Source organism: Prescottella agglutinans (assembly GCF_004011865.1).
Taxonomy (GTDB): Bacteria; Actinomycetota; Actinomycetes; order Mycobacteriales; family Mycobacteriaceae; genus Prescottella; species Prescottella agglutinans.
This window is the reverse complement of sequence record NZ_RKLP01000004.1, coordinates 254,452-266,563: the sequence shown is the minus strand read 5'-3', so window position 1 is coordinate 266,563 and position 12,112 is coordinate 254,452. Positions and strand designations below refer to the sequence as shown.

10 protein-coding genes are annotated in these 12,112 nt (G+C 69.2%); 6 read left to right on the top strand and 4 right to left on the bottom strand.

Going from position 1 to position 12,112, the window contains the following annotated elements; all coding sequences use genetic code 11:
- Position 1 precedes the first annotated feature (1 nt).
- The 4 genes from yaaA to EGT67_RS10150 all read right to left on the bottom strand — a co-directional run bounded on the left by yaaA (position 2) and on the right by EGT67_RS10150 (position 5,901).
- A complete protein-coding gene (gene yaaA, locus EGT67_RS10165) occupies positions 2 to 745 on the bottom strand; it encodes a peroxide stress protein YaaA (protein ID WP_127915944.1) in 744 nt (247 codons plus the stop codon).
- 88 nt (positions 746 to 833) lie between these two features.
- On the bottom strand, positions 834 to 2,186 hold the full coding sequence (locus EGT67_RS10160) for a hypothetical protein (RefSeq protein ID WP_127915943.1): 1,353 nt from the start codon (positions 2,184 to 2,186) through the stop codon (positions 834 to 836).
- A gap of 193 nt (positions 2,187 to 2,379) precedes the next feature.
- On the bottom strand, positions 2,380 to 4,497 hold the full coding sequence (locus tag EGT67_RS10155; RefSeq protein ID WP_127915942.1) for a hypothetical protein: 2,118 nt from the start codon (positions 4,495 to 4,497) through the stop codon (positions 2,380 to 2,382).
- Positions 4,498 to 4,635: 138 nt separating this feature from the next.
- Complete coding sequence (locus tag EGT67_RS10150) at positions 4,636 to 5,901, bottom strand: alpha/beta hydrolase (RefSeq protein ID WP_241565960.1); 1,266 nt, start codon at positions 5,899 to 5,901, stop codon at positions 4,636 to 4,638.
- 69 nt (positions 5,902 to 5,970) lie between these two features.
- Here EGT67_RS10150 and EGT67_RS10145 point away from each other — a divergent pair, with 69 nt between their 5' ends.
- From EGT67_RS10145 to EGT67_RS10120, 6 genes are all read left to right on the top strand, one after another.
- Entirely contained in the window at positions 5,971 to 7,716 is a 1,746-nt protein-coding gene (locus tag EGT67_RS10145) for a proline--tRNA ligase (protein WP_127915940.1), read from the top strand.
- Positions 7,717 to 7,877: 161 nt separating this feature from the next.
- Positions 7,878 to 9,617, top strand: a complete 1,740-nt coding sequence (locus EGT67_RS10140; RefSeq protein ID WP_127916066.1) for an acyl-CoA dehydrogenase family protein — start codon at positions 7,878 to 7,880, stop codon at positions 9,615 to 9,617.
- Between the two features lie 9 nt (positions 9,618 to 9,626).
- Positions 9,627 to 10,319 (top strand): O-methyltransferase, encoded by a 693-nt coding sequence (locus tag EGT67_RS10135; protein WP_127915939.1) that lies wholly within the window; start codon positions 9,627 to 9,629, stop codon positions 10,317 to 10,319.
- Positions 10,320 to 10,426: 107 nt separating this feature from the next.
- Entirely contained in the window at positions 10,427 to 11,044 is a 618-nt protein-coding gene (locus tag EGT67_RS10130) for a YdcF family protein (RefSeq protein WP_127915938.1), read from the top strand.
- 59 nt (positions 11,045 to 11,103) lie between these two features.
- A complete protein-coding gene (locus tag EGT67_RS10125) occupies positions 11,104 to 11,517 on the top strand; it encodes an Rv3143 family two-component system response regulator (protein ID WP_127915937.1) in 414 nt (137 codons plus the stop codon).
- A gap of 206 nt (positions 11,518 to 11,723) precedes the next feature.
- Complete coding sequence (locus EGT67_RS10120; RefSeq protein ID WP_127915936.1) at positions 11,724 to 12,095, top strand: NADH-quinone oxidoreductase subunit A; 372 nt, start codon at positions 11,724 to 11,726, stop codon at positions 12,093 to 12,095.
- Positions 12,096 to 12,112: the final 17 nt, after the last annotated feature.

Sequence of the window (12,112 nt, the reverse complement as noted above, 5' to 3'; positions counted from 1 at the left end):
GTCAGGTGAGGATGGTCAACTCCGCGTCCGACGCGATCTCCACCCGCAGCCCCGCCTTGGCCGCGACGCGGGCGACCCCCTTGATGTCGGCGGGTTCGGCGCGGGTCACGGTCAGCGCCCGCGCGAGCAGTCCCTTGTGGTGCTTGTTGAAGTGGCTGACCACTTTTCGCGAACCGTCCGGCTGCTCGGTGAGGACGGTCGCGATCATCGCGCCCGGCACCGGTCCGAGTTGCTGGTAGGTGCCCGACCGCAGATCCACGACCAGTCCGCCGTCGGCCTCCGCGAGCAGCGCGTTGGACAGTTCCGGCTTCCACAGCGACTGCAGCGTCCCGAAACCGGGCAGCTTGGAGCCGCCGGACAGCCGGTACGCCGGGATCGGATCACCGGCCCGCACCGCCCCGAACAGGGCCGAACCCATCGCGAGCCGACGAAACGCCTTCTCCCGCTGCACCTTCGTGAACGACTTGGCGTCGAGGGCGTCGAAGAGCACGCCGGTGTAGCGCTCGACGGCGGGACGGGTGGGGGAGACCCACAGCTTGGCGTTGCGTTCGATCTCGTCGGCCTGCTTGGGGCCGAGCCCCAGCGCCAGGTTCGACGCCTCGGTGTCGGCCGACAGGTCGACCAGGGCCTGGACGAGCATCTCGCGGGTCTCGGTCAGCTGCGGCATCGAAAGCTCGCCAAGTTCGAGCGGCGTCCCCTTGCCGCCGTCGGACTTCGTCTCGGAAGGGGGAAGCAGCACCAGCACGATCGGTAACCGTACCGGGAGGCGTCGCCGGAAACGGGTCTGGCCTCCACCCCGAGGGGTGAAGGCCAGACCGTGCACGTATCTCGGGTCAGGCGCGACGACGCAGTGCCATCAGTGCGAGACCAGTTGCAATGGCGCCACCCACCGCGAGCGGAGCAATCGGCAGGCCGTTACCGGCGTCGGACTCGACGCTGGCGACGTTCTCGATCTCCGGTGCGTCGACGACCGCGTTCGCCGCAACCGGGGCGAAGGTGATCGGCGTCCGGGTGTCCTGGCTGCGGTCGGTGGAGCCGTGGGCCATCACGGTGTAGATCGAGCAGGTGTTGGCGACACAGTCGGCGCCGCCCTGGATCGCCTTGATATTCAGCGTCGTGCTCCAGGCGCCGCCGACGATGGCGGTGGGACGGACGAACGTCTGTGCGCCCCACGCGCTCGCGTCGGTGGGGGACCACTTGTCGTCCTGGATGATGCCGACGTAGAGGCCGGTGCCGGCGGCGGCACCGTCGAAGCCGGTGCCCGAGATGGTGACGTCCTCACCGGCGGCAGCGATGTTCGCGGTCTTCGATGCGGTCACGGCGGGCCCGCTGGGGGCGACGACCGGCGGGGCGAAGGTGACAGGCGTCCGGGTGTCCTGACTGCGGTCGCCCAGCGAGTAGTGATCGGCGAGCGTGTAGATCGCGCACGCGTTCTCGAAGCAGTTCGCGTCGCCCTTGATCGCAGTGGCCGTCAGGGTGGTGGTGAAGCCGCCGTCGACGATCTGGGCGGTCTTGATCCACTTGGTGGAGTGGAAGGCGCCGCTGTTGGTGGGGGCGTACTTGTCGATCTGCGCGAGACCGACATAGACGCCCTGGCCCTCGCGACCGAAGCCGGTGCCGGTGACGGTGATGTCCTCGCCGTCGGTGAGACCGGCGGTCTTCGAGACCGTCACGGCCGGGCCGACCGGAACCACGACCGGCGGGGCGAAGGTGATCGGCGTCCGGGTGTCCTGGCTGCGGTCGGTGGAGCCGTGGGCCATGACGGTGTAGATCGAGCACGTGTTGGCGAGGCAGTCCGCGCCGCCCTCGATGGCTCTGATGTCGAGGGCGGTGCTCCAGGCGCCGCCGACGATCTGGGCCGGGCGGACGAACGTCTGCGCGCCCCACGCGCTCGCGTCGGTGGCGGACCACTTGTCGTCCTGGATGACCCCGACGTACAGGCCGGCGCCGGCGGCGGCGCCGTCGAAGCCGGTGCCCGAGACGGTGATGCTCTCGCCGTCGGCGGCGATGTCCGTCGACTTCGACACCGTCACCTGCGGTGCCGGGTTCTCGGTGCCGGGGTCGCTGGAGCCGAGGCTGCCCAGAGAGCCGAACGGGCTGGTCTGCGCAGCCGCAACGCCCATCGGGAGCGTGCAGGCGATCGTGGCGGCAACCGCCACGACCGCGGACTTGGTGAACGTGCGCATCTTCCTACTTTCTGGTGAGGGTCGCCGACAAAAGAGGGGCGAGTGGTTAGGTAAGCCTAGCCTTAGTTCCGGATGTCGTAAAGGGGTTGCTTTCGCCGGCCTGTGGGCGAATCACGTTGTGCGACAGTGGCTGATGGCATGCCTGGGTGAGGGGCATCCAGTGTGGATGCCCCTCACCGAAGGAGGGATCGTGTCAGCTGCGGCGCCGCAGCGCGAAGGTGGTGCCGACAGCGAGTCCGGCGCCGAGCACCCCGCCGATCAACAGCGGGATGATCCACGCGGTGCCGTTGGCGATGGCGTCGGACAGGTTGCGGAACGCGGTTGCGACCGAGTTCGAGTCGCCCGAAGCGGTGTCGTCGCCAGGGCCGTCGGCCGCCGCCAGTGCCACCGTCTCGGCCTTGTCCGCGTTGGGCGCGTCGGGGTCGTCGCCGAAGCTGACCGGGGTCTGGGTGTCCTGGCTGCGGTCACTCGAGCCGTGCGCCGCGACGGTGTAGATCGAGCACGCGTTCCTGGTGCAGTCCGAATCACCCTTGACGGCTTGGACCTTCATGGTGGTCGACCACGCGCCGTCCTTGATCTTGCTCGGCGTGATGTACGCCGTGGTCATCCAGGCGCCGGCGTCGGTGGTGGAGAACTTGTCCTCCTGGATGAGCCCGACGTAGATGCCGGGCTGCTCGCCCGAGAACCCGGTGCCCGAGATCGTGATCTCCTCGCCGTCGACCTTCAGGCCCTTCGCCTTCGACAGGGTCACGGCCACGGTCTTCGCCGCGCCCGGGGCGCCGGCGCCGGTCAGTGCGGGCGGGGCCGTGACCGTGCCCGGTGCGACACCGCCGACGAAGCTGACCGGGGTCTTGGTGTCCTGACTGCGGTCCGAGGAGCCGTGCGCCATCACCGTGTAGATCGAGCAGGCGTTCTTGACGCAGTCGAACGCGCCCGAGGTGGCGACGAGTTCCATCGGGATGGACCAGTTGCCGCCGGAGATCTGTTCCGGCTTGACGAAGGCGGAGGTCATCCACACCGATGCGTCGGCGGACGAGAAGACGTTGTCCTGCACGAGGCCGACGTAGAGGCCGGGGGCGGCGCCGGAGAAGCCGGAACCCGAAATCGTGACCGGCTCGCCGGACGGGTTGATCTCGCTCGACTTCGAGAGCGACACCGACAGGCCGCTGTTCGCGGTGTACGTGGTGCCGGGCGCCGCGCCGGCCGCGCCCCCGCCGGTCGCGGTTCCGCCGCCGGTGCCGGTTCCGCCGCCGGTGCCGGTTCCGCCACCGGGCTGTGTGACCGGGGGAGCGGTGCCGACGAAGCTGATGGGGGTGACGGTGTCCTGGCTGCGGTCGGACGAGCCGTGGGCCGCGAGGGTGTAGATCGCGCACGTGTTCGCGACGCAGTCACCGCCCGCGAAGGCGCCGACCACCTCGAGAGTCTTCGAGAAGGAGCCGCCGGGCATCTCGCTCGGCTTGACGAACATCGCGTTGTGGAAGACCGAGGCATCGGTGTGCGAGTAGCGATTCATCTGCGCCACGCCGATGTAGATGCCCGGGCCGGTGGTCGAGAAACCGCTGCCGCGCACGGTGATCCGGTCACCGGCCGCATTCAGCCCGCTGGTCTTGCCGGCGTTGATCTTCGGTCCGTTGCTCGTCGCCGGTGGAGTCGTAGTTGTCGTCGGTGGGTTCGTGGTCGGCTTCATCGTGGTCGTCGTCGGCGGCTGTGTCGTCGGTTTGGGCGTCGTTGTGGTCGTCGTTGTCGGTGGTGTGGTCGTTGTCGTGGTCGTCGGCGGCACGGTCGTCGTCGGTGGTGCGGTCGTGGTCGTCGTCGGGGGCGGCGTGGTGGTGGTCGGGGTGGCCGCGAACGTCACCGGGGTGACGGTGTCCTGGCTGCGGTCGGACGAGCCGTGGGCGGCGACGGTGTAGATCGAGCAGGCGTTCGCGGTGCAGTCCGAGCCGCCCTTGCGAGCCAGCACGTCGACCGAGGCCGACCAGGCGCCGCCGGTGATCTGGCTCGGCCGGACGAACACGGTCGAGATCCAGGCGTCGGCATTGGTGGTGGAGAACTGGTCGTCCTGGGCGAGGCCGACGTAGATGCCGGGGCCGCTGCTCGAGAACCCGGTGCCGGAAACCGTGATGGTCTCGCCGTCGACGTCCAGGCCGGTGGTCTTCGAGACGGTCGTGACCGGAGTGGCGGCAACGGCCATGGCGGCGGCGCCACTGTCTCCTGACGGGGTATCGGGGTCGGCGACGGCGATACCGACCGGCGTCGTCAATGCCACAGCGACCGCCATGGTCGCGAGAGCAGCCCTGCTGAACGCGCGCATCTTCCTTCTTCCTGGTCACGGCCGTGGTTCGGCGCCATGGGACGAACCGGCCGGAGATTGAGGTGAGCCTAACCTAGCTCAGGCGAGCCTAAGCTACAGGAAGTTCGGTTCGTTTTGTGAAGCCACGATTTTCGGGGCCTACGACGCCGCCGTCGGCGTGTGGATCCGCGCTGCCAGCCAGGGCAGCGCGTCGGCGAACGCGCGCGCCGCGAACTGCCACGTGTGCCGGCCGTTCGAGACGTGCACCGTGCATTCGATCCCGGCGGAGGTCGCCGTCGTGCACAACCGCTCCGCGGCCGTCGCCTCGTCGGAACCGTGCGCGACCTGGAACCATCCGGCGACCCCGGCGTACGGGCCGTGCCGGGACATCGCCATTGTCGGATCGAAACGGCCGCGCAGCGCGGTGTCGCCGCCGTACAGCCTGGCCAGGGTCTGCTCTTCCGTACCGGCGGTCGGCGCGACATCGCCCGCGATGTCCTCGAACGTCGTGAACAGGTCGGGGTGCATGACGGTGAGATCGACCGCGCAGGTGCCGCCCATCGACCAGCCGACGACACCCCAGTTCGCGGGATCGGGCGATGCCCCGAACTCGGACACCACGTACGGCCGGACGTCGTCGACGAGGTGGGACGCCGCGTTGCCGCGCAGTCCGTCGACGCATTCGGTGTCGTTGTCGAAGCTGCCGCCGGCGTCGGCGAACACCAGAATCGGGGCCTGCCCGCCGTGCGCCCGGGCGTAGGCGTCGGCGGTCTCGCTGGCGTTGCCGGTGCGTATCCAGTCCGCGGCGGTGTTGAACTCGCCCCCGATCATCATCAGGACCGGCAGCCTCGGCGGGGTGTCCCCGACGAACCACGCCGGCGGCAGATAGACGTACTCGGTGCGGTGCTCGAACCCGCTCGCGGTGGCGGGGATGTCGACGGGGACCACCCGGCCCGTCGACATCCCCGTGTCGCGCAGGTCGGGCAGGTCCGGGGCGTCGACCTGGCCGGGGACCGCGTGGCCCGTCGCCGCCGCCCATGCGACCTGCGCGGACGGGTAGTAGCCGACCCACTGATTCAACGTCAGCGCGACACACGCGAACGTCAGCGGCACGAGCAGGATCGACAGACCGCGCCGCCACCAGCGGCTTCCGCGCCAGCCGAGAACCACGAGCGCGATCGCGGCCACGAACAGGGCCGACCACAGCCACAGCGGCAGCGGCGTGACATCCGATGCCAACCCCTGGTGGTTCACGAACCAGCGAGCGGTCGCGGCCACCACCACGCCGAGCGCCGCGGCGACCGGCATCCACAGCAGCCACCAGCGCCGGCCCGTCCGCCACACGACGGCGACCAGAACGGCGACGGTGACGATCTCGACCGTCAGCGGCAGCCAGCCGCCGAGGAGGGAGATCTCGGGGTCCACGTCCTCCAGTCTCCCGCCTCGGTCCCCTGGGACGCGTCTGCGCTGGACAAGCGACTAGGCTGGTGCCCCGTGATCACCCGCATGTCGCACCTGTTCCTCCGCACCCTCCGCGACGACCCGGCCGACGCCGAGGTCGCCAGCCACAAGTTGCTGGTTCGTGCCGGCTACGTGCGGCGCATCGCGCCAGGTGTCTACTCGTGGCTGCCGCTCGGGCTGAAGGTGCTCCGCGAGGTGGAGCGCGTGGTCCGCGAGGAGATGAACTCGATCGGCGCGCAGGAGATCCTGCTGCCCGCGCTGCTCCCGCGCGACCCCTACGAGACGTCGAACCGGTGGACCGAATACGGCGACGGCCTGTTCCGGCTGAAGGACCGCAAGGGCAACGACATGATGCTCGGCCCGACGCACGAGGAGCTGTTCGCGCTCACCGTGAAGGGTGAGTACAACTCGTACAAGGACTTCCCGGTCACGCTGTACCAGGTGCAGACCAAGTACCGCGACGAGGAGCGTCCTCGCGCGGGCATCCTGCGCGGCCGCGAGTTCGTCATGAAGGACTCCTACAGCTTCGACCTCACCGACGAGGGCCTCGCCGAGTCGTACAAGGCGCACCGCGACGCCTACGAGAAGATCTTCCAGCGCCTGGGCGTGAAGTACGTGATCGTGTCGGCGACGTCCGGCGCGATGGGCGGCAGCGCGTCCGAGGAGTTCCTGGCCGAGAGCGAGATCGGCGAGGACACCTACGTCCGCTGCGTCGAGTCCGGGTACGCCGCCAACGTCGAGGCCGTCAAGACCCTCGCGCCGGCGCCGATCCCGTTCGACGGCCTGCCGGAGGCGAAGGTCCACGACACCCCCGACACGCCGACCATCGATTCGCTGGTCGAGTGGGCCAACGCGGCCGGGCTGGGTCGCACGGTCACCGGCGCCGACACCCTCAAGAACATCATCGTCAAGACCCGGGTTCCGGGCGGCGAGTGGGAGCTTCTCGGTATCGGTATCCCGGGTGACCGCGAGGTCGACGACAAGCGCCTCGAGGCGTCCCTCGAGCCCGCCGAGGTCGCGCTGCTAACCGACGAGGACTTCGCGAAGCACCCGTTCCTCGCGAAGGGATACATCGGCCCGAAGGCGCTGCTGGACAACGAGGTCCGCTACCTCGTCGACCCGCGCGTCGTCGAGGGCACGTCGTGGATCACCGGCGCGGACGTCGTCGGCAAGCACTACGTCGACCTGGTCGCCGGTCGCGACTTCACCCCGGACGGCACCATCGAGGCCGCCGAGGTGCGTGACGGCGATCCGTCGCCGGACGGTGCCGGCCCGCTGGTCTCGGCCCGCGGCATCGAGATCGGCCACGTCTTCCAGCTGGGACGCAAGTACACCGACGCGTTCGCCGTCGACGTGCTCGGCGAGAACGGCAAGCCAGTGCGCCCGACCATGGGCTCGTACGGTGTCGGCGTCTCGCGTCTGGTCGCGGTCATCGCCGAGCAGCACCACGACGACAAGGGTCTGCGCTGGCCCGCCGAGGTCACGCCGTTCGACGTGCACCTGGTGATCGCGAACAAGGACGACGCGGCCCGCGAGGGCGCCGAGGCCCTGGCCGCCGAGCTCGACAAGGCCGGCGTCGAGGTGCTGTTCGACGACCGCAAGGCGTCCCCGGGCGTGAAGTTCAAGGACTCCGAGCTGATCGGTGTCCCGCTCGTCGTGGTCGTCGGCCGCGGCTACGCCGACGGCAAGGTGGAAGTGCGCGACCGGTTCAGCGGCGAGTCCCGCGAGATCGCCGCCGACGGCGCGCTCGCCGAGATCGTCACCGCCGTCCGGGGCTGAACTATCTCCTGACCCCGCGTTTTGCGCACTTTTCGGTCCCGATCGGGTGACCGGGGCAACGCTAAGTGCGCAAAACGCGGGGCGGTGCGGTCGGATCCGGAGGACAGTGGAGGCTGCGACCCCGACCGGGGCGCAGGCTCACGCTGCGGAGGGTGACGACGGTGGACCGACTGCTGCTCAACCCGCACGACTACGACCCGACGGCATTCGATCCGAACACCCGCCGGTTGCTGCGCGCGACGATCGACTGGTTCGAGGCCCGGGGCAAACGACGACTCCTGCAGGACGACCTGCACGCGGTGTGGACGCGGGACTTCCTGGACTTCGTCGGCCGCGAGAAGCTGTTCGCGACGTTCCTCACGCCCGCGACCGAGTCGGGGGGTGACCCCAACAAGCGGTGGGACGCGGCCCGCAACGCGGCGCTCAGCGAGATCCTCGGCTTCTACGGCCTCGCGTACTGGTACGTGTGGCAGGTGACGGTGCTCGGGCTCGGGCCGATCTGGATGAGCGCCAACGCCGCTGCCCGCGAGCGCGCCGCCGAGCAACTCGACGCGGGCGGTGTCATGGCGTTCGGGCTGTCCGAACGCGAGCACGGCGCCGACGTGTACTCGACCGACATGCTCCTGACGCCGGCCCCGGGGACCTCTGGCGGCGCCGCCGATGCGGTGTTCCGCGCGAACGGCACCAAGTACTACATCGGCAACGGCAACGTCGCCGGCATGGTGTCGGTGTTCGGTCGCCGCACCGACGTCGAGGGCGCCGACGGGTACGTGTTCTTCGTCGCCGACAGCCGTCATCTGCACTACCGCCTGATCGACAACGTCGTGCACGGGCAGATGTACGTGAGCACGTTCGCGTTGCGCGACTACCCGGTGCACGAGGCGGACATCCTGCACACCGGCGCGGACGCGTTCTCGGCCGCGCTCAACACGGTCAACGTCGGCAAGTTCAACCTGTGCACCGCGTCGATCGGCATGTGCGAGCACGCGTTCTTCGAGGCGATCACGCACGCGCACAACAGGATCCTGTACGGAAAGCGCGTCACCGAGTTTCCGCACGTGCGCTCGAACTTCGTCGACGCCTACACCCGTCTGGTCGCGATGAAACTGTTCAGCGCCCGCGCCGTCGACTACTTCCGCAGTGCCGGGCCGGAGGATCGCCGCTACCTGCTGTTCAACCCGATGACCAAGGCGAAGGTCACCTCCGAGGGCGAGGCGGTGGTGGCGCTGCTGCACGACGTGATCGCCGCCAAGGGATACGAGAAGGACACCTACTTCCGCGAGGCCGTCGAATTGATCGGCACCCTGCCCAAGCTCGAGGGCACGGTGCACGTCAACGTCGGGCTGATCCTCAAGTTCATGCCGAACTACATGTTCAATCCGGTCGACTACCCGGCGATCGGCACCCGCGACGACGCCGCGGACGACGTGTTCTTCTGGGAGCAGGGACCCGCGCGCGGTGCCGCGAAGGTGCAGTTCCAGGACTGGACGCGGGTGTACACCGAGCACTCCGACATCCCCAACGTCGAACGATTCCTCGAGCAGGCGCTCGCGCTGCGCGAACTGCTGGCGACGGCCGGGCCCGACGACGCCCAGCGGGAGGACCTCGACTTCCTGCTCACCGTAGGGCACCTGTTCGAACTCGTCGTGTACGGGCAGTTGATCCTCGAGCAGGCCGACATCGTGGGCCTGGAGCGCGACCTGGTGGAGCAGATCTTCGACGTCCAGATCCGGGACTTCTCGCGGTATGCCGTTGCACTGCACGGTAAACCGTCGTCCACGGACGCCCAGCAGCAGTGGGCGCTGGCCGCGATCCGCAAGCCTGTGGTCGACCCGGAACGGTTCGCGCGGGTGTGGGATCAGGTCGCCGCATACGACGGCGCGTACGAGATGCATCCGTAGGTTCGGGCAGTGTCCGGCGAACACGACGAGAGGGGTCGTTGGGCCGAGGTCGACGACTATCTCGTCGACACCGTGGTCGGGACGGACGACGATCTCGCTGCGGCACTGGAGGCGAACTCGGCGGCCGGGCTGCCGCCGATCGACGTGTCCCCGCCGCAGGGCAAGCTCCTGAACCTGTTGGCGCGCATGGTCGGTGCGACCCGCGTGCTCGAGATCGGCACGCTCGGCGGGTACAGCACCATCTGGCTCGCGCGCGCCGTCGGCGAGTCCGGTCGCGTCGTGACGCTGGAGTACGAACCGAGGCACGCGGCGGTGGCGCGGGAGAACCTCGACCGGGCCGGCGTCGGGCGTCGGGTCGACATCCGGATCGGTGCCGCGCTCGACACGCTGCCCGGCGTCGAGGCCGACGGCATGGGACCGTTCGATCTGGTGTTCATCGACGCGGACAAGGTCAACAACTCCAACTACGTCCGCTGGGCGCTGCGCATGTCGCGCCCCGGCACGGTGATCGTCGTCGACAACGTCGTCCGCGGGGGAGCGGTGTCCAACCCCGACCTCGATGACGAGGCGGTGCACGCCAGTCGGGAGGTCCTCGGCCTGCTGGCCGCCGAACCCCGGGTCGATGCGACGGCGCTGCAGACGGTCGGGTCGAAGGGCTGGGACGGATTCGCGCTCGCCCTGGTCGTGGACGGAATCGAGTAGCCCGGGGCCTGTTGTGTCACCCCTTGTGCTGCCGTGCGGGCGTCGAACACGTAGGGTGTGACGCGCGTTACCAGACGGCGACCCCAGAAATCGGAGAGACCCAGGGCATGCACAAGTTGAGGACCACCGTTGTCGCGGCCGCGTTCGCCGCAGTTCCCCTTCTCGCCGCGGCGCCGGCACAGGCCGCCTCGCTGAACATCCCGGGACTCATCGGCCAGGGCATCGACACCGTCGAGCGCACCGCCGTGGCCGGCATCTCCGACACCGTCGTCTCGCTGGCGCAGTACGCGCCGGCGCACGCGTACCTCACCGGTGATCCGGCCTCTCGGTACATCGTGGTGCTCGGTGCCCGCCTCAACGCCGACGGGCTCCTGCCCGCGGTCCTCAACGCGCGTCTCGACGCCGCGGCCGCGCTCGCGCGCCTGCATCCCCAGAACAAGGTGATCGTGTCGGGCGGACCGACGCAGGCGCTGCCGTACACCGAGGCACAGGCGATGCTCGTCGGGCTCACGCTGCGGGGCGTCAATCCGGCCAACATCATCCTCGAGAACGACTCGTACTCGACGGTCGACAACGCCCGGAACACCACCCAGATCCTCTCCGGCGCGGGAGCGAACGGAGCCGTCCTCGTCACGTCCGCGTCGCACATCGACCGGGCGCTCGCGACCTTCCGGTCCGCGTCCGGGCAGTTCCAGTTCATGCCGGTGTCCGTCCCGGGTTGGTGACGAATCGGGACGGACTCGCCTCCCGGCGCGGGGGCCCGGTCGGCCGTAGCATCGGCTCCGTGGCCAATCCGACCGTCCGCTCCGACGTCTCCGGTCCGCTGCGCGTACTCGTCTACAGCAGCGACGCCTCGACACGGGAACAGGTGATGCGCGCTCTCGGCACCCGCCCGCATCCCGACGTGCCGGAACTCGAGTACGTCGAGGTCGCGACGGAGCCGGTGGTGATCCGCACGATGGACGCGGGTGGCATCGACCTTGCGATCCTGGACGGCGAGGCGACCCCGGCGGGCGGGATGGGAATTGCCAAGCAGCTCAAGGACGAGCTGGACGTGTGCCCGCCGATCGTGGTCCTCACCGGGCGCGCCGACGACCGGTGGCTCGCCGACTGGTCGCGGGCCGAGGCGGTGGTGCAGCACCCGATCGAGCCGTTCCGGCTGGCAGAGGCCGTCGTCCCGCTGCTACGGCGGGCGTGACGGAATCGGGGCCGGGTCGATACGCGGACGGCACCCGAAAGACTCGCGGGTAAAACCGAAGCCAAGTTCGGGGACAATCCCGGTACGCTGAGTCGTAGATCACATTCGGCGGGTGGGTTTTCCTGATTGCGTGATTGTGCGTCTCCCGTGGCTACCCGCCGCGCGTGGTCACCTTGTGGGCTCGCGACGAGAGGAGCTGGGGCGCAGTGAACGCGTACGTGCCGATTCTCGTGCTCGGAGCCATCGCCGTGGCCTTCGCGGTGTTCTCCGTGGTCGTCGCCTCCGTCGTCGGCCCCAAGCGCCGCAACCGCGCGAAACTCGAGGCCTACGAGTGCGGCATCGAGCCCACTCCGCAGCCGGCCACCGGTCGCGCGGGCGGGCAACGGATCCCGGTGAAGTACTACCTGACGGCGATGCTGTTCATCATCTTCGACATCGAGATCGTGTTCCTCTACCCGTGGGTGGTGCATTTCGACGCCCTCGGACTGTTCGGTCTGGCCGCGATGGCCGTGTTCGTCTTCAACGTGTCCGTGGCCTACGTGTACGAGTGGCGGCGTGGGGGATTGAGCTGGGACTAGGCGGTACCCGCGAGAAG

Excerpts from the sequence above, each read along its gene's own strand:
- EGT67_RS10160 (WP_127915943.1), bottom strand. The coding sequence starts at position 2,186 with ATGCGCACGTTCACCAAGTCCGCGGTCGTGGCGGTTGCCGCCACGATC.
- EGT67_RS10155 (WP_127915942.1), bottom strand. The coding sequence starts at position 4,497 with ATGCGCGCGTTCAGCAGGGCTGCTCTCGCGACCATGGCGGTCGCTGTG.
- EGT67_RS10130 (WP_127915938.1), top strand. The coding sequence starts at position 10,427 with ATGCACAAGTTGAGGACCACCGTTGTCGCGGCCGCGTTCGCCGCAGTT.